20 protein-coding genes are annotated in these 25139 nt (G+C 65.3%); 7 read left to right on the plus strand and 13 right to left on the minus strand.

The window, feature by feature from the left end:
- Window position 1: 1 nt before the first annotated feature.
- The 12 genes from AOT83_RS18215 to eccA form a co-directional block, all read right to left on the minus strand.
- On the minus strand, window positions 2–1858 hold the full coding sequence (locus AOT83_RS18215; protein WP_057964747.1) for a CocE/NonD family hydrolase: 1857 nt from the start codon (window positions 1856–1858) through the stop codon (window positions 2–4).
- A 123-nt stretch (window positions 1859–1981) separates the two neighbouring features.
- The gene (gene eccE / locus AOT83_RS18220; RefSeq protein ID WP_057964748.1) at window positions 1982–2935 is read right to left on the minus strand and encodes a type VII secretion protein EccE; all 954 of its coding nucleotides are present in this window, start codon (window positions 2933–2935) and stop codon (window positions 1982–1984) included.
- 25 nt (window positions 2936–2960) lie between these two features.
- On the minus strand, window positions 2961–4319 hold the full coding sequence (gene mycP / locus AOT83_RS18225; protein WP_057980036.1) for a type VII secretion-associated serine protease mycosin: 1359 nt from the start codon (window positions 4317–4319) through the stop codon (window positions 2961–2963).
- Complete coding sequence (eccD, locus tag AOT83_RS18230; protein ID WP_057965290.1) at window positions 4316–5701, minus strand: type VII secretion integral membrane protein EccD; 1386 nt, start codon at window positions 5699–5701, stop codon at window positions 4316–4318. Before eccD ends, mycP begins: the two co-directional genes overlap by 4 nt.
- Window positions 5702–5766: 65 nt before the next feature.
- Window positions 5767–6630, minus strand: a complete 864-nt coding sequence (locus AOT83_RS18235; RefSeq protein WP_030095672.1) for an ESX secretion-associated protein EspG — start codon at window positions 6628–6630, stop codon at window positions 5767–5769.
- 32 nt (window positions 6631–6662) lie between these two features.
- On the minus strand, window positions 6663–6953 hold the full coding sequence (locus tag AOT83_RS18240) for a WXG100 family type VII secretion target (protein WP_030095673.1): 291 nt from the start codon (window positions 6951–6953) through the stop codon (window positions 6663–6665).
- Window positions 6954–6985: 32 nt separating this feature from the next.
- Window positions 6986–7279, minus strand: coding sequence for a hypothetical protein (locus tag AOT83_RS18245; RefSeq protein WP_030095674.1), 294 nt, complete (start codon window positions 7277–7279; stop codon window positions 6986–6988).
- A gap of 55 nt (window positions 7280–7334) precedes the next feature.
- A complete protein-coding gene (locus AOT83_RS18250; protein ID WP_030095675.1) occupies window positions 7335–8873 on the minus strand; it encodes a PPE family protein in 1539 nt (512 codons plus the stop codon).
- Between the two features lie 5 nt (window positions 8874–8878).
- Window positions 8879–9187: a PE family protein gene (locus AOT83_RS18255; RefSeq protein ID WP_030095676.1), complete on the minus strand. Its 309-nt coding sequence runs from the start codon at window positions 9185–9187 to the stop codon at window positions 8879–8881.
- Window positions 9184–13215, minus strand: a complete 4032-nt coding sequence (gene eccCa / locus AOT83_RS18260; protein ID WP_057965291.1) for a type VII secretion protein EccCa — start codon at window positions 13213–13215, stop codon at window positions 9184–9186. The genes AOT83_RS18255 and eccCa overlap by 4 nt, the downstream gene beginning before the upstream one ends.
- On the minus strand, window positions 13212–14762 hold the full coding sequence (gene eccB / locus AOT83_RS18265; RefSeq protein WP_057965292.1) for a type VII secretion protein EccB: 1551 nt from the start codon (window positions 14760–14762) through the stop codon (window positions 13212–13214). The genes eccCa and eccB overlap by 4 nt, the downstream gene beginning before the upstream one ends.
- Entirely contained in the window at window positions 14759–16621 is a 1863-nt protein-coding gene (gene eccA, locus AOT83_RS18270) for a type VII secretion AAA-ATPase EccA (protein ID WP_078286435.1), read from the minus strand. Before eccA ends, eccB begins: the two co-directional genes overlap by 4 nt.
- A gap of 397 nt (window positions 16622–17018) precedes the next feature.
- Between eccA and AOT83_RS18275 the strand changes: the two genes are divergently transcribed.
- Window positions 17019–17732: a siderophore-interacting protein gene (locus tag AOT83_RS18275; protein WP_057965293.1), complete on the plus strand. Its 714-nt coding sequence runs from the start codon at window positions 17019–17021 to the stop codon at window positions 17730–17732.
- A 33-nt stretch (window positions 17733–17765) separates the two neighbouring features.
- On the opposite strand, the gene AOT83_RS18280 is transcribed toward AOT83_RS18275, so the two are convergent.
- Window positions 17766–18080 carry an SDR family NAD(P)-dependent oxidoreductase gene (locus AOT83_RS18280; RefSeq protein ID WP_057965294.1) on the minus strand — a complete coding sequence of 105 codons (315 nt, stop codon included), beginning with the start codon at window positions 18078–18080 and terminating at the stop codon, window positions 17766–17768.
- Window positions 18081–18396: 316 nt separating this feature from the next.
- Here AOT83_RS18280 and AOT83_RS18285 point away from each other — a divergent pair, with 316 nt between their 5' ends.
- From AOT83_RS18285 to AOT83_RS18310, 6 genes are read left to right on the plus strand one after another with little or no spacing between them, the layout of a single operon-like run.
- On the plus strand, window positions 18397–19140 hold the full coding sequence (locus AOT83_RS18285) for a GntR family transcriptional regulator (protein ID WP_030095682.1): 744 nt from the start codon (window positions 18397–18399) through the stop codon (window positions 19138–19140).
- Window positions 19141–19148: 8 nt separating this feature from the next.
- Window positions 19149–19376, plus strand: coding sequence for a 4Fe-4S dicluster domain-containing protein (locus AOT83_RS18290; RefSeq protein WP_030095683.1), 228 nt, complete (start codon window positions 19149–19151; stop codon window positions 19374–19376).
- 13 nt (window positions 19377–19389) lie between these two features.
- On the plus strand, window positions 19390–20787 hold the full coding sequence (locus AOT83_RS18295; RefSeq protein ID WP_057965295.1) for an ABC transporter substrate-binding protein: 1398 nt from the start codon (window positions 19390–19392) through the stop codon (window positions 20785–20787).
- On the plus strand, window positions 20784–21662 hold the full coding sequence (locus tag AOT83_RS18300) for an ABC transporter permease (protein WP_075907623.1): 879 nt from the start codon (window positions 20784–20786) through the stop codon (window positions 21660–21662). Before AOT83_RS18295 ends, AOT83_RS18300 begins: the two co-directional genes overlap by 4 nt.
- Entirely contained in the window at window positions 21659–22402 is a 744-nt protein-coding gene (locus tag AOT83_RS18305) for an ABC transporter ATP-binding protein (RefSeq protein WP_057965296.1), read from the plus strand. The genes AOT83_RS18300 and AOT83_RS18305 overlap by 4 nt, the downstream gene beginning before the upstream one ends.
- The gene (locus AOT83_RS18310) at window positions 22402–25083 is read left to right on the plus strand and encodes a fumarate reductase/succinate dehydrogenase flavoprotein subunit (RefSeq protein ID WP_057965297.1); all 2682 of its coding nucleotides are present in this window, start codon (window positions 22402–22404) and stop codon (window positions 25081–25083) included. The genes AOT83_RS18305 and AOT83_RS18310 overlap by 1 nt, the downstream gene beginning before the upstream one ends.
- The last annotated feature ends 56 nt before the right edge of the window (window positions 25084–25139 follow it).

A 25139-nucleotide genomic window follows, 5' to 3' on the forward strand; every position in this document is an offset into this window, starting at 1 on the left:
ACTACCTGGGTAGCGGGAACTGCTCTGTTCCCGGGCTGCCTGCGGGTATGACGGGAAGCGTCAGCACTGACGGGTGCGCGGCATCGTGCAGGATTGTCTGTGTGGCGGAGCGGAGTTCATCGTTCTGCCCGAACGCCGCACTCGTATTTGGGTTGGGCGCGTACTGCGGGAAGTCGCTGCTGGAGATTTCCAGCCGGATGCGCTCGCCGGCACGGAACTGGTAGCTCACCGGCCATATGTCGATGCGGTATCTGTGTGGCTGGCCGGCGGGGATGGGCCGGCGCTCGGATAAGGATTGTGCCAGCGAGGTTCGGACAATTCCGTTGTTGAGGTTGACGGCGGTGCCATCGGATTGCACGACAACGAGTTTCGCGGTGAAATCGGTGTCCGGCGCCGAGGACGAAGCCCACAGGTCGACGGTGATCGGCCCGGTGACTTCGGTATCGGCGGTGAGTGGCTCGCCGGTGTACGTCAGCACGTCGGGGCGCTCTTCGATGGTGTTCTGGTCGTATCGGCCTTCCGGCGCGGAATCCGCGGCACAGCACGAGTGCCCGCCGGCGCTCGGCACCGGATTGGCAGGGTCGTAGCGGTAGCTGTCGGGTGGATCCTCAGGTGTGGTCGAGTTACCCAGCGTTCCATGGTGTTTCGCGCCGGGACCGCCGAGGTGGTAGACGGTCCATTGCGTCTGTGGCAGCGGCCAGGCAGTGGCGCTCTTCCATCGGTTGGCGCCCATCAGGTAGTAGTCGACGCGGGGTGAGTCGGCGGAGACACCGTTGTCGGTCCCCTTGAGAAAGTGATCGAACCACGCCAATTGCAGCTCGTTCACGGGGCTACTGGCTCCGGTCCCCAGGCCTTTCAGCAGTGGCGAGGGACTCGATGTTTCGCGGCCCCAGGCGAGGTGATCCCACGGGCCGATGACGATGCGCTGATGCTGGCGCGCCTCCGCTGAGCCGCCGCGCGAGGACATGCCGGCGAAGTTCTCCAGGCCTCCGCGCAGGAACGCGTCGTACCAGCCTTCGAAATGCAGGACGGGGACCTTCACGTTCTCGTACCGATCCCGGATGCTCCACCGCTTCCAGTAGTCGTCGCGGGTCGAATGGCGGATCCAGTCGAAGTACCAGGGCGCAACGTGTGGATTGCCCGGCTGCATCGGTGGAACATCCTGGTACGGAAGAAACTTGAGCCAGCGCTCCGGCTCCGTGGCGGCGGCTTCCAGCTCTCGGGCGGTCGCGTCGTCGCCGCGGTTCTTCGCCGCGGTGGTGGCGATTGTCTCGATCGCCCATGGCAATACGAAGCCGAGCCGGAACGCGCCGCCCTCGTAGGTCCAGCCGTCGTAGTAGTCGGATGCGGTGTTGGACGGGACGATGGTTGTCAGGTGCGGGGGAGTTGTCGTGGCGGCGAGCCATTGCGTCGCGCCGACATAGGAGGACCCGTACATTCCGACCTTGCCGGTGGAGCCGGGTAATCCGGCCGCCCATTCGACGGTGTCGTATCCGTCGCTACCGTCATTGCCGAATTCGGTGAATATCCCATCCGATGCGCCCTGCCCCCGAACGTCTTGCACCACCACGAGGTAGCAGTGTGAGGCGAACCAGTCGGGTGTCTGGAACCGCGACGGTTTGATCTGCGCGCTGCCTTTGCCGTATTGGGTGCGCATCAGGATGACCGGCACGGGGTCCTTGAGCTTAGGGCGGTAGACATCGGCACGCAGTACGGTGCCGTCGCGCATGGTGGCCGGTACATCGACTTTTTTTGCCACCGCGCAGGGGCCTCGCCCACCAGCAGGTGGCCAGGATGCAGAGCCGGGGTTCTCGTGGCCGCAGCCTGTGAGAACGAGACTCAGCGTGGCGGCGAGCATTCCCAGACGTCTGGCCGAACCTGCGATCACCCCGAAAGGGTACCGAGGCCGGGTCGTTCTTCCCGGCATCTGCCAACGCCGCAGTGGGCTAACGCACCCAGGAGCGCGTTAGCCCACATGCTCTCAGACCAGTGCCTGTGCCTCGTTATGCGGCGCGAGGTTGTCGAGGAACTCTACGGTGACCGGGGTCCCGGCTACGCCGAAGGAGTTGGGCGACAGCGGGTTCATCGCCTGCAGGACAGGCAGGTGCTCGCCCCAGCACAGCGTCAGCCCGCCCCATGGCGCGCGTGACTCTGGCTTCTCGTCTGTGCGCAAGGCGCACACCACGGTCAGCAGCGGAGCATCGGTGGTGCCGGTGAGCTCGAGGACCGTCCAGCGCTCCGGTAGTGGGGCACTCCAGATGCTTCCGAGAGTGTTCGGCAGATCGTCGTTCACCGTGGCGCGGTAGGCGGCCAGGTATCCGTGATCGTCAGTGACGGCGCGGGAGCCCTCCTTGACTTCCTCCGGCAGCGGCGTGCCGGGGTTCTCTGCGGCATTGATCTGCCACCCCAGTTCGCGTAGGTGATCGGAGAGTCGGCGTCCCACGATATCGGCGGTCTCACGCAAGGGGATTCGGGAAGAACGTGCCTGCAATGCCGCAAGGTTGTCTGCCGCGCTCAGGGTCAGGCTCACCCAGGTCTTGTTCTCGGTGCCGGCTATCCCGGCGGTCGTGACCCGGATTGATGAGCACCGTACGCCGTAGCGATCCAGGTATCCGGACAGGAGCCCGAGCGGGACCTCCTCATCCGATGCGGGTGCTGAGAGCTCGAGTGCCACCGTGGTGCGCGCATCGACGCCCGCTGCGACAATCTGAGGGGTGTTCGCGGAGGGCCTCCCAGAGATTCTGCGGGTCAGCAGCTTCGTGAATCGTCCGAGAATGTCGGTGAGGAAGGTGCCACGCCACCACACCAGCAGCACCAGTGCCAGCACTCCGGCGGTGATGGCGATCCAGCGGTCGGCGGGGTCCCGGCGGTAGAGGGCGAACGCACCCGCTGCGACCAGCGTCGCCACCAGGGTCAACCGCAGCGTGCACGGCACCGGGGGGCGATATAGCTTCACGTTCTTACTCACTCGTGCTCTCCTGTCTGCGACGTGCACTGAGCCCGGCGACGACGATCACCGCGATCAGACATACACCGGCGCCCAGGAAGGCGAGCTGCCGGGGAAGGGGATTTTCCGGGGTGGGTGGGGGCGGCGGAACGACGGCGCGGACGCTGGGGCCTGCGGGAGCAGTTCCGTCTGCGGGTACGTCCCAGGTGAGCGCGGCTACCGGATCGACGGTTCCCGCTCCCACAAGGTTGGAGGGAGAACGGCCCGCGTCACGAGCGGTCCGTTGCAGCCGCGAGACAACCTGGTTCGCGGTGAGTTCCGGGAACCGGCTGCGCACCAGCGCCGCGACACCCGAGACATAGGCCGTCGCATAACTGGTTCCGAAGAGGGGGTGCGCCTTGCCGTCCTGGCCGACCATTCCGTTGGCCAAACCGCCTTCCTCGTCGTTGGACAGCGACGTCACGTTCTCGCCATTTGCCGCGATGCCGACCCAGGGGCCGGGCATCGTGAACTTCGAGGGTGCGCCGTCGGCGGACACCGACCCGACGGACAGTACATATGGCTGCCACCAGGAGGGAACCGAGACAGATTCCACCCCAGTCCAATTCCTCGGATCGGTACCCGAACCGCTGAGTGGATTCGGCTGGCAGTTGGCGCCCCCGCCGCTGGTGTTACCGGCCGCTGCGATCACGACAGCGTCCTTCTCCTCGACGGCGTAACGCAACGCCGCGCCGAGTGCGGCCTGGTCGATGGGCTTGGCGGCCGGAACGCAGACGACCGAGGAAATGTTGATGATGCGTGCGCCGAGGTTCGCGGCATGCACGATGGACCGCGCCAGAGTGCTGACAAAGTGGGTGGCGCCGTTCGTGCTGGGATCGCCGCCGGTGATTCGCGGAGAGAACTTGGAGGAATCCTGGCGAATCGAGATCAGCTTGGATGCCGGCGCGATGCCCGAGAATCCATCTGGGCCGGGCTGGCCGCCGATGATTCCCGCGACCATGGTTCCGTGTCCGTCGCAGTCGGTCAGCCCGTTGGTCGACTGAACGTAGTCGCCTCCACCTTCGACACGCAGCCGCGCGCTGGGTTGTACGCCGGTGTCAATGATGGCGACGCTCTGGCCCTCACCGCGAGAGAAGCGCCACGCCTCCTCGAATTCCGGGGACGGTTTTCCGCTGGTGCCCGTACCCGGCGTCAACACGGTGGTGGTGCACGCGGCGGACTGCATACCGGCTGTTGCGCTGGGGGCCGAATCTCGAGGTAGGGCGGCGGGATCCGCCTCCGGACGTGTCACCGCGTACGCGGCCGGTGCTGTCATAGGAGACAGCGCCAGCAGCATCGCGGCGACGGCGCCCACAGACATGAAACGGATCATCGGTTGAGGATCCAGCTGAACAGTCCGGTGAGGTATGCGATGACCGGCAGCAGTGAGGCATCGATGCCCGAGGCGAGGAATCCCAGGAGCCGCCGGCTGGGCAGCGAGTAGCTTTCTGCCTCAGCGATCTTCGGGTTGAACACCACGACAGTGAGCGCGGCGACCAAGAACGCCAGCACCCCAAGCGCAGCCAGTGCGCCGGTATAACGGCCCGCCAGGGCGAAGATCACCAGTAGTGCGGAGGTCACCACGAAGGGCACCGCCAGCAGCCAGGCCTTGCACACCGCCGAATCCCAGACGCGTGCGCGCAGTGCTGCCCCGGCGCTCACCGCGACCACCAGGTACCAGGTCCACGGGCTCGCCTGCGCCGAACCGCCGACCAGAGCCAGTGATCCCAGGATGGCCAGAAGTGAAGCGCCCGCGATGAATCCGCTCTGATGTGAGTCACTCAGCTGAACGCGTCGCGGGAGGTCCTTGAGTACCGCCATCGCCGGAGCGGAGGGAGTCGGGTCACCGGGTGCGGGAATGGTGGGCAGGGGGAAGCGGGCGGCGAAGGCCGACAGCTGTGCGGCACGCACGGTGACCAGCAGCCCCACCACGATCAGACCGCAGCCCACCGTGAGAAGCGACGGGTGCCACAGGATTTGGGCGCCAGCGGCACCGGCGATACCGATGGACAGCACCGTGGTGGCGGTGAAGAAGGCGATCTGCTGGCGCGCCACGATCAGGTAGATCAGCGACCACGCGGCGACCCCGGCGGCGCCCAGGAGGGCGCGCGGCGCCAGGGCATCTCCGGGGATGGCAAGGGCGAGCGCACCGGCGATGGGAGCCAGGGCGGTGATGGCCAGCTCCGCGCCCAGGCGAGGCGATCGGATGTGTGCCACCAGCGCCCCGATCGCGGTGGCGACCGCCACCACCGCCAGGCCGGCAAGGCTCAACGTGGAACCGGTGCGAATGTTGTGAACGATCGCCAGAACCGTTGCCGCGACGATTAATCCGAGGACGCCCACGCGGGTGACACGGGCAATGTGCTCGGCACCCCACGGGCGCTTACGCGATTCGGAGAAGATGACGGCCGCATCCGCGATGTCCTCGACAATGCCGGGTGCAGCGGGTCCCACGGGAGTCGGACGCAGCGTCAGCAGGTCACCGTCGACGACTCCCACGGTGTCCAGGGTCGCGTCGGCACTGAACGGCGCGCCATTCACCGGGGCCAGGCTCAGCTGCTGAGGGGTGGCCTCGGTGGCGTCTGGGGCCACCAACCGGTGAACTGCGGGAATGATGTCGCGCATCGGCAGCTGGGTCGGCAAGGCGACCTCGGTCAGCTTTTCTTCACCGAGCACGGCTACCCGGACGATGGGCATCACGGCGTTGTCAGACATGGTGTTTCGTTTGACTCTCTCGATAGGGGGGTGGAGCACACTAGGGAACTAATAGAGGGAAAGCATCAGTCGAAGTCTCGGGTCAATCTCGCGTCCGGGAACCAATGCCCGTCCGGGAGCGTGGCCATCAATTGCTCGACGGCTACCGCGATCGCGAATGGGGTTCCGGGTGCGAAGGTCGACAGCCAGGTGCCGTCGCCCGCGCGGTGCGGGCTGACGAGGATGCGTCCAGCGCTGGTGTCGACCACGCTGATACCCACCTCGGAAGTCTGCTGGGTTGCGTTATCACGTTGTCCAGCAACTACTTCAACATAGTTGCGGTTTCCGATGAACGCTGATTCCACCACAGCCTGTGCGGTGGGAGGGACGCCCAGGTATCCCATGACATCGGCCAGTGAGGCGCCGGAACGCAGCTGCTCATCGGCCTTGGCGCCCACGTGGGTGGGCAGTGTGAATTCGGGGAACCGCGCGGGTGCGCGCCAGCGCAGTCCGGCGACCACACTGGGGACAAGCGCCGAAGGGTCGTCGGCGTCGACCGCCGTGAAGGTGATCAGGTGGGCATTGCGCAGTGACACCACGGTCTGCGCACGACCCTGTGATTGTTTGTGCGCGATGATGCCGCGCATCACGTCCGGATTCTCCGAACCTGCCGCGACATAACGCAGTTCGAGCCAACGGTCGGGGCGGCACACGGTGCGGATCCATCCCGCCACGGCAGGATCCACCGCACCGTCGGCGCTGAGCACACCGGCACGGGTGAGTTCCTGGACGCGCTGAGCATTGAAGCCGGCGCGCTGTGCCTCATCCCGGAAGGGGACCGTGATCGCCAGCACCCAGGGAAAGGTGCCGGCGCTCAAGGTGTCTGCGAGGAACCAGGCCTGGTCGACCGTCAGCTCGACGGCGTCCGGCGACCGGGTGGCCTGGTTCATCGCACGATCAGGTGCTGGAGCACCAAGGGCGTTTATGCGCCCCATTTGGCTCCTTCTGCCATGTCGCGGGCGTTCATGGACAGGGTGTTGGTTTCGTGGGTGGTGCCCATGGCGCGGTAGGCGCGGATGAGTTCTTCCATGGCGGTGTTCCACTGAGCCTGCCAGGCGGCCTGGCTCATGGAGGTATCACCGTGCCAGGCTGCCTGCAGGGAGGCCTGCTGGGCGGCCAGGTCTGCTCCCAGGGCGGTCAGTACACCGGAGTAGGTGTTCATCTCGCCGGCGTGGGCCAGCATGGCGGGGTAGTTGAAAGTGATCTGCGACATCTGCTGTGTTCCCTTCCTTGTGCGTGTGTGGGTTAGACGCCGATGTAGCGGCTGGCGGCGGCGGCGTCCTCGGCCACGTAGGTGGCTGCGGCATCGCCGAGGTTGAGCTGGGCGATATCGAGCAGGGCGTTGACCTTTGCGGCGACTTCCACGAACCGGGCGTGTGCGGCCTGGAAGGCCACCGAAGACTCTCCGACGTGGAAGGCCTGGGCCGACATCGCGGCCTGCTCGGCCTGCGAGATCGTCGAACGCATCAAAGCGGTCTTGGCCCCGAAAGTGCCCTCCGCGGCGATCAGCGCCGGAATGTGTGCATCAAGCAAACTCATATTCATCTCCTCAATCGTGTTGTGTTGTCGGTGATTTCTGGTTGTTCGTGGCCGCTCAGCTGTGAGGCCCCCCTTCGGCGCTGTCCTGGGGATCCACGTTCGCGTCGGTGCCCCAGGTGGTGGGCAGCATTGGGGCGGTACGCGAACCGTCGATGGCCTCGGCCGATGTTTCGCGTTCGATCAGACCGGCCGCGCTGGTGCTCGAGGTACTCCTGGATACCGTCCCGGAAAAGCCGAGCTGGCCCGTGCCGCGAGAAGAAGCCCCGACACCAGCGGGCTGCCGCGCTGCCGGTTCCGAAAAGTCCGGGTCCACGGTGGAATTCATGTCCATGAACTGCGGGGCCGGATCCTTGATACGCGCACCGCGCTTGCGGCGGGCACGTGAACGCGCCGACGCGGCCGCGGCGGCCGCCGCGGAGATTCCCGCTGCCGGCGCCTTGGCACCTGCACCTTCATTCAATGTCGGCCCAAACCGCGCCGCCGGCGGATCCTCCTGTGCCGCGTACACCATGTAGGCAGGAGTCACCGCCGCGACAGCGGGCGAAGCCGGTGTCGCGGGGGCGGACGGTGCACCCGTACCGCTGGTAATTGCCGTGCCGCCGCTTCCGGGCATCCCGCCCATCGCAAACGGCTGCTGCTGAGGTGAGTTGCGCGCGACCTGGGCTGGTTGCGGCGCGGGTTCCTCCCCGGGTACGTCGGCGTCGACCGGAACCGGGTTGATCAACTGCGCCAGTCCGATCAGGAGCAGGGGAAGCCACAGCGGAGCCGAGAGCATGACGCCCCAGAAGGTGAACCCGAAGGGGATGAAGAACGCCTCGTACGCGATGAAGAACAACAGCGGACCCCACGCCACGAGCGCTTCGAGTGGGTTGCGCAGGAAGTCCTGCAAGATCCTCTGCAAGGTGCCGAGCGGGTCGGTGAAGAACTCCTGAATCTGCCGCATCAGCTTCTCGAAGAAGCTCTCGCTGTCGTCCAGCGCGGTGCCGGATTCGGCAGCCTGCGCCTGCGCGGCCAGGCCCGACATGTCGGCCATCCGTGACGTCACCTCGCCGCCCGGAGCCATGATCATCGGCGCGGGTGTCGTCGGCGCGACCGAAGCCACAGCGGCCGTGGAAACCCCTTGGTAGACGCCCATGGTGGTGGCGGCCTGAACCCACATCCGGATGTAGTCTGCCTCATTGAGCGCGATCGGAATGGTGTTGATACCAAGGAAATTGGTGGCCAATAGCACGCCATGAATCATGTGATTGGCCGCCAGCTCGGCCAGCGTCGGCATCGCGGCCAGAGCCGTCGTGTATGCGGCGGCACTGGTTTCGTGCAGCACGGCATTGGTGGCGCTCAGCGCGCTCTGCTGCGTCAGCCAAGCCAGATACGGTGCGTGGCTGACGACGTACTGGGTGGCGCTGGGCCCCTGCCAGGGACCGGCGTTGGTGGCAGCGAGCAGCTGCGTCAACTCCGTTGCGGCAGTGGTGTATTGCACCGAGAGTGCTTGCCATTGCGCGGCTGCCGCCAACAGAGCTCCCGGCCCGGGTCCAGCGCTCAGTAGCGCCGAGTGGACCTCGGGCGGGAAAGCCATCCAGATGGGGGCGGACACGGAATCTAGCCCCGCGCGATCATGTACGTTGCCGCGGCCTGCATATCCCCGGTGGTGTAGCTGGCCGCGGACTCCGAAACACCCAGTCCGGCCCGGCCCAGCTCCTCAACAGCCAGCGCGGCCACCCCGGTGTGTTCGACACCGCGGGCACTGAAACCGGCCGCGGTCTCCAACGACACCGGATCGGCCGCCGGCGGTACCACCGCACCGATCACCGGCGCGGCAGCAGCATGTGCGGCGGCCAGACGCGCGGTCAGCGCCTCCACCGCAGCACTGGTGGCAAGCAGACCTTCCGGAATGACATTCAGATTCATCGTGGGTACTCCCTTCCTTGAGCAGCGTGCTCACTGACGAATGGATTAACGGTCTGTACATATGTCGGGACATCGTTATCTGACAACAGAACGCCGCGGCCCGCAGGCAGACGCTCGAAGCGATGTCCACGGATACGGCCACCGTCTTGCGGGCTACCGCTGAACATCAGGGTGTTGGCCTGCAGTTCGTGGAAACGGCGCAACATGGGGTTGGTCATCAGTATGTGCCCGGAACCGGTGGCACGCGCGGTGATGATCACTCGCAGGCCGAGCTCGCGAGCCTCGGCGAGCAGGCCCGTGATCGGGTTCCAGGGACGCTGCCCGATGTAGGGACCGCTGACGGCGGGCGCATCGGGAATCTGGTCGACGTCATCGATGATGAGGTAGTGCCGCTGTGCGGTCACTCCGCGTGACACCCAGTTGTGCAGTTCCTCGGGGGACAGTCCGGCCGGTGGCCGGCGCTTCTCCAGGAGGGCACCCAGGCCCATCATCGCGGGGGTGATCCGGTCGATGTTGGGGGTGTACTCGTTGTCGGGGAACAGCGGCTCATCGACGAGATGCAGACGCCGGTCCAGGACGGTGAATGCCACCTCGTCGGGTGTCGAGTGCTCGCGGACCGTACGGATGATGTGCCGCAACAGCGTCGTCTTGCCCGATCCGGTATCGCCCAGCACCATCAGGAGCGGGTTGTGGGCGAAGTCGAGAGCCACTGGCGCCAGATCCTGCTCGCGCTGACCGATGACCACCTGCTCGCGCCCCGGGTACAGCGGACCGATGGCGTCCGGTGCCAGGTCTGCCGGCAGCAGGCGGACTGCAGGAGCCTTGGCGCCGGGGTAGTTGGCGTTGACCGATTCCACGTCCTTGGCGTCGGACGCCGCGAACAGGAAATGCTCAGCCTGCATGGTCAGGCCGCGTCCCGGCTGATCGTGCGGCACGCTCTCGGCGGGGCGGCGCAGCGCACCGGGTACCCGCACGTTGCTGTCTGCCGAGTCGTGCAGCTTGAGTTCCAGACGTAGCCCGAGAGCATCGCGCATCGCGAGCGGCACTTCGATCCAGTTCGGTGTCGTGATCACGACGTGGATGCCGTATGACAGCCCGGCGTTGGCCAGCTCGGTAAGGCGGGCCAGCAGCGGATTCCGGGTGTTGAACTGATCGGTGTTGTCGCGGCTGAACGCGTACAGGTTGTCCACGATCAGGAACGTCTCGCCGTACCCGTCGTCCAGTGTGCGATCGCTGTCACGCAGTGTGCGCAGCTGACTCACCGAGGCGATGCCGCGGTCGCGGAACAGACGCTGGCGATAGGCCAGAAGCTGCTCCAGCTCACCGAAGGTGCGCCGGATGCGCTCGGGCTCCAGGGCGCTGGCGACGCTGCCGACATGTGCCAGTCCTTCGAGCGCGTGCAATTGCCCGCCGCCGTAGTCGATGCAGTAGAACGTGACATCGCGGGGGGAGTGCGACGCGGCCGCCGACAGCATGAACGTCTGCAGGGCGGTCGATTTCCCGGACTTCGGGCCACCGTGAATGATCACGTTTCCGGCCGCCGAGGTCGCGTCGAAGATCAGCGGATCGCGACGCATCTGGAACGGCTTGTCGATCTCGCCGAGCGGCCAGCGCAGCTGGCGTGCCGGGATGCCGTTCTGGCTCAACACACTTGCCAACGGGATCGCGGTGTCCAGCGGCGGCAGCCACAGCTCGGGTGCACGCGGACCCACCTTGGCCAGCTGGGCGCCGACGGTGGAGATCAGCTTGCGTGCCGGTTGTTGTGGCTGGTCGGATCCACCCTTGACGATCACTGTGGTCGGATCGGTGGCCACCGGCAGCGCCGTGAACGGCTTGGGCTGCGGAGTGGCGTGGATCTCGATGGTCGTGGTCCTGGACGGCGGCTCGTAAACGCCGTCGACATAGGTGCTGCGGAACTTGATGGGCACCGCCCCGGGGGCGGGCACCAGGAAACCAACGCCCTTGTGGTCCTTGCCCGATTCGATGTGATACGCGTCCTCGGTTCCGATGATCTGCCGAGATGCGCTGGGGCTGGCCACCTTCAGACCAATGCGGTACGAGGTGTTCTTGTCGATGTCCTTGATCTTGCCGACGTCGAGGGTCTGTGACGCGAACAGGATGTGAATCCGGAACGAGCGCCCCTTGCGTGCGACGTAGTCGAACAGTTCGGCGTACTCCGGATGATCCTGGAGCATCAGGGTGAATTCGTCGGCGACCACGAACAGCGTGGGAATGGGTGGCAGGTCGTGACCGGCCGCGATCGCATCCTCGTATTCGCGGACCGAGTTGAAGGCACTGCCCTGTACATCGCGGCCGGCCTGCTTGAGCAGGTTCTCGCGCCGGGCAACCTCGCCACGCAACGTGTCGGCGAAACGATCCGCCAGAGAGCGCTTCTCGGCCATGTTCGAGATCACGGCGACGACTTGTGGGAAGTCGCGGAAGATGTCGGCTCCCGCTTCACCCTTGAAGTCCGCGTAGATCACGATGAGGCGGTCGGCCGAATGCGTTGTCAGCAGCGACAACAGAATCGACATCAGGCTCTGGGACTTACCGGAGCCTGTCATGCCGATCATCAGTCCGTGCGGTCCCATGCCGCCCTCGGCCTCGTCCTTCAGGTCGAACATCAGCGGCTCGCCGGAGGCGGTCACACCGATCGGCACGCGAAGCTCTTCGTCACGCGTACGCGGCGACCACAGGGCAGGCACATCCAGCTGGGACGCGTCTTCGATACCGAGCAGCGACGTAAAGGTCGCACCACCGGTGGCGGCCGATCGCAGGCCCGGATGCGTCGGATTGGAATCCCAACGGGAGAGCCGCCGGGACACGTGCGATGCGGTTCCGAGCGTGAGCTGATCGGCCTCGTCGATGTACGGCTGCCAGTCGTTGCCGTTCCACCGGGTGATTCGTGCGCTCACGCCGTTCCGATTGACCTGCAGCACAGGACGTTCCGGGTTGAGGTACTCCGGAAGCTTGGTGGCGCCGTCACTTCCGTCCGCCCGCTGGATGACGGTGACGCCGTCCAGTCCGGTTGCCGGGATCGGCGAGTTCACGCCGTTCAGATCGTAGGTCGGGTCGTCGAGGATGATCAGGAGATGCTTGTGGGCGCCGGATTCGGCCCCGAACAGCGCGCGCTCGGACAGCACCGGCTTCAGTGCCTCGAACAGCTCGGCACCTGTGCGGCGCAGGTAGCGTGCCGGGCCAACGCCGTCGACCTCACCGCTGATGTCCACGTGGGGAAGCCATTTGAGCCACGACCAGTCGCTGTCCTCCACACCCGGGCCGGCCATCGCCACGGTCAGCAGCGTCGGATCATGGAAAGTGGCTGCCTGGGTCACCCATGATCGGATCGAGGCGCGGACGATGTCGTCATCGCCGAGCACCGTGATGCGCGAAACCTTGTTCAGGTCGATGCCCAGCGGTGCGCTGCGCACCGTGCGCTGGGTATCCAGCAGTCCGCGTAACGCGCTGTGGCTCACCGGCTCCAGATCGATCTCGTCGGCGATGTCCTTGACGCGTACCGGACTGGCCAGGGGGAGATCATGACGTCCGGCGCGCACTACCAGGTAGTCGTCATCGCCGGGGTCGCGTTCCCACTGACGCCGGGTGCCGGGAACAGTGGTGAGCTCTTCGGGATCCGGGTGCGACCATTCCAGCGCCTTGCGCTGCTGTGTGGCGTGGGTGCGCAGATTTTCACGAATCACCGACAAGTACCGCAGGTAGTCGGCGCGCTCGGCGTCGACCTCCTCGGTGCGGACCTTGTCACCGCCTCCGCGGTACAACGCGGTCGCGGCCAGCAGGAGCACGAACGGGAAGAACAGCGTCTGCGGGGAGATGAGCCGGATCCCGGAGGCGACCAGTGCGACCACCATGCCGACGATCAGGATCACGATCACAACCGGCATGGCGCGGCGCAGGAACGATGGAGGAATCACCCGAGGCAGTTGTGGTGGTGCCTCTACGGTCACCGTGGCATCGGGTATCGCGGGAGGCGCTACACGCCGATGGGGTTCGAAAATGAGACGGCTCAACGGGACTCCTGTGCCTGAGCAGATGGGTTGTCGGTCTGGATGCGCGTGGCCGGCCGATCGGTCGGGGCCAGGCTGTCGTGCGCGAGCAGGGCATCGGCACGTGAGAGCGATGGCCCGGAGGCGAACAGATCCAGAATCGACGAGGGGATGGTGAGTGCGGGCTTGTGCAGGCCGAGTGCCTCGAGGGTCTTGTCGCCCTCGGCCTCGGTATCGATGCCGTAACGCACACCGGTATCGGATATCCACTGGTACCCACCGCCACCGCCGGGCTGCACCAGGTATCCGATGCCGGGAGTGATGGCGACCCGCGTCGGGGTGGACGCGGAGGAGATCAGCTGCACGGTGTGCACCGAATCAGAAAGGGGCAGAACCGAACCCGCAAGTAGCGACCACGAATCCGAGGAGGCGTCGGCCGTCCTGGTGAACCGTGAGCACAGCACCGGATCCTCGTTGGCGGCCAGCGGCTTGATGGCGGCGCTGGGGAACACCCTGGTATCGATCGCCGAGGACGTCGGCAAGTGCGCGGTCTGGTCGGCGGTCAGCCGCGGTGGCTGTTCCAGGCCATATGAGTTCGCGTTGCGCAGTACCGATGCGATCACCGGTGAAACCTGTTGCACGCCATCGGCTAGCACCGCGTAGTACACCGGAGTGTTGTCGGTGGAGGAGCTCACCAGCACCGAGCCGATGGGCGCCGCGACCGGCAACGGATAAGCGGTCGGCGTCCCGGCTCCCTGGATGGGGGGAACCACGAGTGCCGGAGCCTCGGGAATGGCGTTGAGCAGGCGGGTGGTCACGGGGCGCACGGCTGGCGGTGCGGTGAGGCCCAGTGCGCTCGTGACGGCGACATCGCCGAGGTTGAGCGCGCTGCGCTTCCCATCCCACAGCAGCCAGGTACCCGCGTCAGAGGACACCACCGCGGCACGGTCGCGGGGCAGGTCGAAGGCCTTGTCCCCACTGGTATCCAATGCTCCGGCGATCACGGTTACCGCGCGGTTTTCGGTGGACTCGCACACCGCCCAGGCGGCATCGGTGCTCTTGGCCTGCACCATGCGCTCCGGTGCGCCCGGAATGCCGATCAGGTTTCCGCGCGGAAACTGGTCGAGCTGAGTGCTTTTGACCATCGTCGGGTCCACGGACTTGCCTGCGATGAGACGGGCCGAGGTGAGGTTGAGCACCGGGTGCAGGTTGTCACCGACCCGGACGTAGAGCGCCGCGGTCGACCGGTCGGCCAGTACCGGATCGGTGCCGGCGATACCGGAGGGGCGCAACAGGCTGAAGACGAAGCACCCGACAAGTCCGGTGACGACGATGACAGCGCCCATGCTGAATGCGCGGGATTGGGTACGCAGCGGATCAACGAGCATCCGGGCGTCGTGTAGTGCGACGCCAGAGGCTATGCGCCGCATGACAAATCGCCATCCGGTTACTTGATGCCCGGTGACGAACCCGCGACGGTACTTCAGCGGTTCGGGATTCTCGCTGGCCGGAGTGCGTGAGGCGAAGGCCCGGCGCTCGGAGTTCGCGTTGTTGTCTCGGTTATCGCTCATTTCTGGACCGACGTCCCGGGAGCAGACAGCCCGAGGCCGGCGACGATGGCCTCCACCGATGCCTGCACGTCCTCGACGGTGACAGTCATGAGGTCGTCATCGCTGAATTCTTCGGCGCCTGAGTTGTCAAGGCGGTGTTCACGTTCCTCCTCGGAGCGTTCCACGACGTTACGGACGAATCGACCGTTACCGGCTACGTCGATGCTGCGGCGTGCGATGCCGCGGGTATCGGGAGCCTCTGCGGCACACATCGCCGAGAAGGCGGTGAGCAGCGCGTCAGCGGCGCCCTCGTCGAACTTGCTGTCGCGCACGGACGCCATGGCCGATGCGATTTCGACGAGCTCCGGCGGTGCGTACGAGGGAAATTCGATGGACCGCGTGAAACGGGAGCGTAGACCTTCGTTGGTGTCGAGGAACTGGTCCAGCTCGGCGCGGTATCCGGCGACGATCACGACCAGGCGGTCGCGGTCGTTTTCCATGCGGGCCAGCAGGGTGTCGATGGCGACGAGACCGAAGTCATTCTTGGCGCCGGTGGACACCAACGCGTATGCCTCATCGAGGAACAGCACACCGTCGAGCGCGCTGTCGATGACAGCGTTGGTTTTGGCTTCGGTCTCACCGATGTGCTGACCAATGAGGTCGGCGCGGTGCACCTCGCGGACGTTCTCGCGCTTGAGAAGCCCCAAGCCGCAATAGATCTTGGCGACCACACGCGCGATGGTGGTCTTACCGGTGCCGGGAGGGCCCGCGAACACCAGGTGGTGGGTGCGGTGGCCAACGGCAAGTCCGCGATCCTGGCGCCGCAGCGCCATCGCCACGGAACTCTTGAGTCGTGAGACCTGGTCTTTCACCTGCTCCAGGCCGATGAATTCGCTGAGCTGTTGCTCGGCCTCGGCCAGCAGGATCGCCTTGCGCTCGTGAGCCTCAGGATCGATGAAATCCTCTTCGGTGGGCTCGGTTTCGGGGTCCCAGGGATCGGTACGGGCAGCGATACGCGCGGAGGTCGTGGTGTGCAGACCCACACTCGGATCGGTGAGCGCATGCTCGATCTCGGTGTTCTCCGGATTGGCCGCATACAGATCCTGGAGCACCTCGGTCGCAGTCTCTTCGTCACCGTGGTGGCGCAGGTTGAGCGCCTTGGCCAGTGCGCCGTCGGTGGCTGCCACCTCGATGGGACCACTGGGGTCTTCGAGGTAGGAGAGGGCGGGATTGACCATGCCGAGCTTGGCGAGGGCAATACCCAGGGTGATCCGTACGGCGTGGGACGTGGTGGGGTCCAACGACGCATCGGTGACAACTGGGGTCAGCAGCGTGACGACATCGGACCAACGTTCGGCCCGATTCTGCATGGCGACAGCGGCCCAGCGGGCGTTGAACCATCCGGGGCGTCGCTCGGTTACGGCGGCGATCAGCTCGGCAGCCTTGACGTAGTCACCCTTGTCCACGAGGGCCGCCGCGTAGGCGAGGTGATAGTCGTCGGGTCCGCTGGCACGGAATTCGAGGTAGAGCCCGGTGTCGTAGAGGAAGGTGAGGTCGCCCGGGTGCAGGTTCACCGCATGCTGAAGATGCCCAGCGGTCGCCGCGGTCTCGGAGATCGCCTCCAGCACGTCGACGGTGGCGCCCCCAGAGGCGGCCAGGCCGACCCAGACATCACAGTGATCCTGAGCCGTTCGGCACAGCGACGTGAAGCCGTAACGCGCTGCTGGCAAATCTGCAGGACGCCGCCTGTCATTAACGGACAGACCGAGCGCGCGGCAACAGGTTGCGAATCGGCTCTCTAGTTCCGGGTCGATGCGGGCTGACGGATTCACCGCCGGCGCCGCACGGTCCAGCTGGCCAACTCGTTCACGAATATCCACTTACAGCCCTTCACCCGATCGACACGCTCGCTGACTGGAGTAGTCGGGTCGCGAACGTGAATAGTTCCTCGCCTCTATGTCCGGAGCAGCTGGCAAACTTGAAGCACATCGCCCACCCTCGGCACCGCCACTCCATATTTGGTAGCGGTGATCACTTCGGTGTTCTAACCCATCAGCAATGAACACTGGTGTGACTGTCGCCACACCCGGGCGTTCGAGTTGATTAACTCGTTCGCGAGTGCTCATCTACCGCCTTTGTTCATGGCACCGTTGCCTGCTCGGCAAGAGATTAGCATTCCCTTACCTAAGTGTCGATGGCTAACCCTAGCCCTGTGCAGGTCAGAATGGTTAGGCTAGCCTAAACTAAAAGCGCACTCAGCGAATCGAGGAGGGTGTAATGCCGAGCACAGTGACGCAACCGACACGTGGGTGGCAGGGCGCGGTTCTCAAATTGTTCCGGGCCGGCGATTTCCAGCTAACAGTGACCGGCCGGTGCGAGCTGACCGACAACTATGTGAGGCTCAGCTTCTCCGCGGGCGGCCTGCTGCAGGACCGGGACATTCACCCGACCATGTGGATCCGGTTGTGGTTCTCGGACGGGGAGAAGCTGCACCAGCGCGGATACACGCTGGTCAACCCGGACCCGCAGGCCGACACCGTCGATATCGAATTCGCGCTGCACGACGGGATGGCGGCGCGCTGGGCGCAGGCGGCCCTGGTGGGAGACACCATCGAGGCCACGGTGTTGGGCAGCCACTTCGAGCTGCCCGTTCCGGCTCCGCGCGGATACATCATCGTCGGCGACACCGCGTCCCTGCCCGCGATCAACTCCCTGCTGGAAGCAATCGGCGACAGCCCGGCCACGGTTTTCCTGGAGGCCGCGCATGAGAGCGACAAGACGCTGCCGGTGAATGGGAATGCGGTCTGGATAGATCGCCACGGCGACCGATCGCTGGTCCAGGTGGTGCGTGAGGCTGCCTTTGATGCCCCCGATTTCTTCGGATGGGTGGCGTGCGACACCCGGACCACTCGCGAAGTGGCGCAGGTTCTCAAGGATCACTACGGCATCCCTCGCAGGGCGATGAAAGCCCAGGCCTACTGGATGGCCTGAGGGAAGGGTGCCGCCAAAACGGGTTGATCGGCTCTAGGAAGCAAGCCGCAGTCGCGGCATTTGCCGACCCGCGGCAGCATCCAGAATCGTGGTGACGGTGCCGAAGCGATCGGTCGCGCGCCGGCACAGCTCGCGTAGCTGTCGCGGATCGGCGGCGTCGGCGGCGATGGCCATGACCTCATCAGCGTCATAGCCGTGCAGCATCCTCGTCAGATCGGTGGCGTGTCTGCCGCAGATGACCACCCGGTGCCCGTTGCGCACCAGTATCCGCACAATTTCGCGCCCGCTCGGGTCGTCGGCGTTGAGGACGACGACAACATCGGGGCCGGGGGTCGTGTCGATCTGCATGTCCTCATTGAGCCAGCGATTCCTGGATTTCGGGTGTGAGCGCCATGTGGATTGGTTGGATGACCTCCGCCGTTGATTCCATTCACGCCGAGTCCGCGGGCCACGCCCTCGCGCGCTCATTGCGATCACTCTGAATCCAATCCGGCGCCGCGCACGACAGTGGCGCAATGGTGCACATGCGACCGTGCGTTGCAGGTAGGGGCGGGTGGGAACCGGCGCATTGAAGCCGACCTGACAGATATCGAATTCATCCGCCAGATGGCCATTGAGCTGGCCTTTAGCGTGTTGGCGAGGTTGTCTCACGTCAGGAGGACTGGTGGCCGCTGCCGAGCCCACGCCATTGCGCCGCCCGCGCGCCGATCAGGCGCGACTGGTGGCAGATGTGCTGCGTCACCAGATCCACGCCGGTGCATACGCCGACGGCGGCCTACCGAGCGAGCACGATCTGGCCGCGGAGTTCTTCGTCTCGCGCAACACGGTCCGCGAGGCGCTGACGACGCTGAAAGAGGAAGGCCTCATCGAGCGGGGGCCGCGTACCGGTACCCACGTGGCGCTGCGGAAGTACGAGCACGGCCTGGACGCGTTGCTGGGGCTGAAAGAGACATTCAAGGGATACGGCGAGGTCTGGAACGAGGTTCGCGTCATTCAGGAGGTGAACGCGCCTCCCGCGGTCGCGCACAGGTTGCGCCTTGATCCCGGCGCGCGGGTCATCTTCATCGAAAGGTTGCGATACCTCGGAGATCTACCGCTGAGCCTGGACAAGACCTACCTGACCTCGGATGTGGGGGAGGCGGTCATCGAGCACCAGCTCGAGAGCAATGACGTCTTCGCCCTGATCGAGCGCGTCACCGGACACAGATTGGGATCGGCCAACTTGGCCCTGGAGGCGGTCTCGGCGGATTCGCATTCGGCCGCGACGTTGCAGGTACCCGATAACGCACCGCTACTGCTCCTGGAACGACTGACCCACCTCGACGACGGGACCCCCGTCGACCTCGAGTACATCCGAATGCGCGGTGATCGAATCACTTTGCGCAGCAATCTACTAAGGGATATCTGAGGCCTCACATGACATTGGTCAACAACCGTATCGACGTTCCGGTCACCATCGACGAGTCGCTGTGCATCGAGGGCTGCACGTTGTGTGTCGACATCTGCCCCCTGGATTCGCTGGCCATCAATCCCGAAAACGGCAAGGCATTCATGCATGTCGATGAGTGCTGGTACTGCGGACCGTGCGCGGCTCGCTGTCCCACCGGTGCAGTCACCGTCAACATGCCCTATCTCATCCGTTAAGTCAGGACAGCTCATGAAGAGAACAGCCCTTCTCTCCGCACTTCTTCTCACCGTCGTCACCGGCTGCTCGCTGGATTCCGGGTCCGGCTCGGCCAATGAAGTGACAGTCGTCGTCGGATACCAATCAAAGACCATCAACACCGTGACCGCGGGCACGCTGCTGCGGGCCCAGGGCTACCTCGAGAAGCGGCTCGCCGAGGCCGGATCGCGCACCGGGACCAAGTACACGGTGCAGTGGCAGGACTATGACACCGGAGCGCCGATCACCGCGCAGATGCTCGCCGAGAAGATCGACATCGGCTCGATGGGCGATTACCCGCTGCTGATCAACGGATCCAAGACCCAGACCAACGAGAAGGCACGCACCGAACTCGTGTCGATCACCGGCTACAACGCCAAGGGTGCACTCAACATGGTTGTAGTGCAACCGAATTCACCGATCACCACGCTGCCCAAGCTGAAAGGGAAGAAGGTGTCCGCCAGTGTGGGCTCGGCGGGGCACGGCACGTTGGTGCGCGCGCTGCGCAACGAGGGTCTGGACCCGGCCAAGGATGTCGAGGTGTTGAACCAGCAGCCGCAGGTCGGCGCCTCTGCGCTGGAATCCGGTCAGGTGCAGGCGTTGTCACAGTTCGTGGCGTGGCCGGGGCTGCTGGTCTTCCAGAAGAAGGCCAAGCTGCTCTATGACGGTGCCGAGCTGAACGTTCCCACCTTCCATGGGGTGGTGGTGCGCCGTGACTACGCCAAGCAGCATCCGGAGGTGCTAGACGCCTTCCTGCAGGCTCAGCTTGATGCGACCGATTTCATCCACGAGAAGTCTCTGGAGGCGGCGCGCCTCGTGGCCGAGGGCAGCGGCCTGCCGCAGGAGGTGGTGTACCTCTACAACGGGCCCGGTGGTACATCGTTCGATACCACCCTCAAGCCCTCGCTCATCGAGGCCTTCAAAAGCGATGTGCCCTATCTGAAATCGATCGGTGACTTCGCCGATCTGGACATCGATCAGTTCGTGCAGGATGGACCGCTGCGCCAGGCCTACACGACGCGCGCCAAGAACTACGAAACCGAACTGGCGGCCAAGGCCAATCCGCTGGTGCTGCAACCGGACGCCGGGGCAGATCCGGGCCAAGCCGCCGAAATCTGGTTCGATGGTAAGGATTCCACGCAGGTATATGCGACGGCGCAGGAGCTGTTGAAGGCCGTGAACGCGGCGAACGCGTCCGGCCAGAAGATTCGCGCCGCCTATGTCTCCGATCCCGAGTTGGGTACGCGGTGGTTCGCCGATCATGCCTGGTGGGTTCGCGACTCGGCCGGGCTACGTCCGTTCACCACGAACGCGGGTGCCACCCGGTATATCTCTACCCATCCCGGCGCGACACCCTTGGATTACGCACAGGCTCTGGCGGCGGCATCATGAGCAGCCTGCCCATCTTGGAGGCGCGATCGCGAGCGATCGCGGTGCCCCCCGCCGGTGACCGGATCGGCGAGGCCGCGAGTACCCGTCGGCATGGTTCTCGCTACCTGGCCTGGGGTATCCGGGCCACGTCCGTGGCTGCGGCGGTACTGCTCTGGCAACTCTTGACGGTCAACAAGGTCCGTTTCGGACTGCGATTCGACACTCTTCCCACGGTCACCGAGGTCGTCTCGGCCCTCGCTAAACATATTGGGACCGAGCAGTATTGGCTGGATCTTGGCCAGTCCACCATTCGGATTCTCACCGGTTTCGGCCTGGCGGCGGTGTTCGGCGTCATCACCGGAATCTGGCTGGGGCGTTCTCCGCTGTTCGCGAACATCGTCGGCCCGCTCACCGAGTTGGCTCGCCCGATTCCGGCGATCGCGATCGTGCCGGTGGCCATCCTGCTGTTTCCCAGCGATGAGGCAGGGATCGTGTTCATCACATTTCTCGCGGCCTACTTCCCCATCATGGTGAGCACGCGGCACGCGGTGCGTGCTCTGCCCACGCTGTGGGAGGACTCGGTCCGCACCCTGGGCGGCAGCCGCTGGGATGTGCTGCTCCGGGTGGTGTTGCCCGGCAGCCTTCCGGGAGTCTTTGGCGGTCTCTCGGTGGGCATCGGCGTCGCGTGGATATGCGTGATCTCCGCCGAAATGATCTCGGGTCGTTTGGGTGTCGGGTACCGGACGTGGCAGTCGTACACGGTGCTGGCCTATCCCGATGTGTTCGTCGGGATCATCACCATCGGCGTTCTCGGATTCCTGACCTCGGCGGCCGTCGAGCTGATCGGTCGCCGGGTGACGCGGTGGTTACCCCGCGCCGAGGAGGCGCGCTCATGAGTGCCTCCACCCTCGTCCTTGACGGGGTCACCCTCGGATACGGGGGCCGCACCGTCGTGAACCGTCTGAGCCTGACTGTGCGCCCCGCGGAAATTCTTGTCCTGACCGGGCCGTCGGGTTGTGGCAAGTCCACCGTGCTGCGCGCGCTGGCCGGGCTGCTCGCACCCGACTCGGGCACCATTCACGCCGACGGCGAGAAGGTTGTCACCACCTCCCGGCACCGTGCCATGGTGTTCCAGGACAACGCGTTGTTGCCCTGGCGCACGGTGCAATCGAACGTGGAGCTGGCCCTCAAGCTGGGTGGTGTGCCGCGTGCGGGGCGGCGCCAGGCGGCGCAGAACTGGATCGATGACGTCGGTCTGACGGGCTTTGAGGACTACCTGCCCAAGAGCCTCTCGGGTGGCATGCGCCAACGTGTTCAGTTGGCTCGCGGCCTGGCTGGTGCTCCGCGTGCGGTCATGATGGACGAGCCGTTCGGAGCACTCGACGCCCAGACTCGCGCCAGCATGCAGCGCCTGCTGATCGATACCTGGCGCAGCCATCCCACCACGGTGGTGTTTGTGACACATGATGTGGACGAGGCGCTGCTACTCGGCGACCGAATCGCCGTCCTGGGCCGCGCTGGTCAGCCGCTGCGTGCGCTGCTGGATATTCCCGATCCCCGTGAGGCCGATAGCGATCGGAGCGCGCTGCGCGCCGAAATCCTGGCCGCACTGAACCATACGGAGCTTGTCGCCTGATGCAGATCCCTGAACTTGACAGTTCCATCCGGCTGGACTGTGACGTCCTGGTCATCGGCGGTGGAACCGCCGGAACCATGGCGGCGCTGACCGCGGCCGAGAACGGCGCCCAGGTGATTCTTCTCGAGAAGGCACATGTGCGGCACTCCGGTGCGCTGGCGATGGGTATGGATGGTGTGAACAACGCCGTCATCCCCGGCAAGGCCGAACCCGAGGACTACGTCGCGGAGATCACCCGCGCCAACGACGGCATCGTGAACCAGCGCACCGTGTACCAAACGGCGACACGCGGTTTCGCGATGGTGCAGCGCCTCGAGCGCTACGGGGTCAAGTTCGAGAAGGACGAGCACGGTGAGTACGCCGTACGGCGCGTGCATCGATCGGGCTCCTACGTGTTGCCGATGCCCGAGGGTAAGGACGTCAAGAAGGCGTTGTACCGCGTGCTGCGGCAGAAGTCGATGCGAGAGAAGATTCGCATCGAAAACCGCGTCATGCCGGTGCGGGTACTCACCGATGAAGGCAGAGCTGTGGGCGCCGCGGGTTTCAACACCCGCACCGGTGAGTTCGTCACGGTCGGCGCGAAAGCGGTGATCCTGGCCACGGGGCCCTGTGGCCGCCTGGGTCTGCCCGCCTCCGGTTACCTGTACGGCACGTATGAGAATCCGACCAACGCGGGGGACGGGTACGCGATGGCGTACCACGCCGGGGCCGAGCTGTCGGGCATCGAGTGCTTCCAGATCAATCCGCTCATCAAGGATTACAACGGTCCGGCCTGTGCGTATGTGGCCAACCCATTCGGCGGCTACCAGGTGAATGCCCAGGGAGAGCGCTTCGTCGACTCCGACTATTGGTCCGGCCAGATGATGTCCGAGGTCAAGAACGAAATCGAGTCTGCACGCGGTCCCATCTACCTCAAGGTGACTCACCTGCCGGATGAAACGTTGTCGGCGCTGGAGAGCATCCTGCACACCACCGAGCGGCCGACCCGCGGCACCTTCCACGCCAACCGCGGACATGACTACCGCACCCATGACATCGAGATGCATATCTCCGAGATCGGTTTGTGTAGTGGTCATTCGGCGTCGGGCGTGTGGGTGGATGAGCATGCGCGCACCACGGTGCCCGGCCTGTATGCGGCCGGGGACCTGGCCTGCGTGCCGCACAACTACATGATCGGCGCCTTTGTGTATGGAGATCTGGCCGGTGAGCATGCGGCCTCGACGCTGTCGAAAACGCCTGCACCGCTGGAGTTCCCCGTCGACCAGGTCAAGGAGGCGCATGAGCTGATCTACCGTCCGTTGCGCCACCCGGACGGGCCTCCGCAGCCTCAGGTCGAGTACAAGCTTCGCCGCTTCGTCAACGACTATGTGGCCCCGCCGAAGACGGCGGCCAAGTTGTCATTGGCGGTGCAGACATTTGAGCGAATGGCCGACGAGGTAGGTCAGATCGGCGCGCGCACCCCGCATGAGCTGATGCGGGCGGCCGAGGTGTCGTTCATCAGGGACTGCGCCGAGATGGCGGCGCGCTCGTCGCTGACTCGCACCGAATCACGTTGGGGCCTCTACCACGACAGGGCAGACCTGCCGGACCGTGATGACGAGAACTGGCGCTATCACCTCAACCTGCGGAAGACCTCTGACGGCGCCATGGACTTCGTGAAACGGCCCGTCGCACCCTATTTCGTCCCGGTTCCGGGTCTCGACGACCTGCCGTCGGGGGAGACCGATCCGATCCCAGTGCATCAGCCCGAACTGCTGGGCGGAAAGGCGCCCGCCGCCCGGCTCTCGAACGTGATCGCCGCCGAGGCCGAGCAGCCGCCGTCGCCGCGGATCGCCGCGGTGCTGTCCTTGGAGGCGCCCACCGTCGAGGAGCTGCTGCAGTACCTCGTCGACGACGATCCGGGCGTGCGCCGCACCGCCATCGCCTCGCTCACCGAGCACATCCCCACGGGTTACGAGGAGGCCCTGTTGAATGCGTTGGGGGACAGCGATGCGTCCGTGCGTCGCACCGCCGCCGACGGAGTGCGCGAGCTCGTCGAGGTACTCGAGGATCCCGCCGCGATTGGCGATCATGTCAGCGCATCCGATCCGTTGGTGCGTAGCACCGCGCTGTACGTGGCGAGTGCCCGGAAGGTCGGCGACCCCACCGCCTACGTCGCGTCGGTGCGCGACTCAGATCACCGGGTCCGAATCGAGGCCGTACGTGCCCTGGTGTCAGTGGACGACGCGGTGTCCATCGCCACCGCCGCCGAAGATGAGAACCGTGAGGTGCGGATTGCCGTGGCCAACGGGCTTGCGAAGTTGGCTGCCGGTAGCGCGACGGTGCGGATGCTGGTGCGTGACCGCGACCCCTTGGTGCGGGCCGCGGCGTTGACGGCTGTTGGTGCGCTGGGCGTCGACGACCAGATCATCGATGCCGTACAGGAGGCGCTGAAGGCTCCGGCCTGGCAGATCCGTCAGGGTGCGGTGCGTGCGTTGGCCGGAGCGGATCCGGGGCAGGCCGTACCGCCGCTGGCGCGCGCGCTGGACGATCCACATCTGGATGTACGGAAGTCGGCGGTGTTGAGCCTGAGTCAGTGGGCCTCCACGGAGCCCACCGTCCGTGACGCGCTGACCGGTGCGTTGCAAGATGGCGACGCTGACGTGAGAGCCTATGCGCGACAAGCACTTGCGGCCGGCTGACAGAAGCGCCGAAGCACACTGGATTGGGCTTGGCAACGTGGCGGAGGTCATGTTAC

The organism is Mycobacteroides sp. H001, assembly GCF_001440005.1.
In the GTDB taxonomy this organism is placed as follows: Bacteria; Actinomycetota; Actinomycetes; order Mycobacteriales; family Mycobacteriaceae; genus Mycobacterium; species Mycobacterium gwanakae.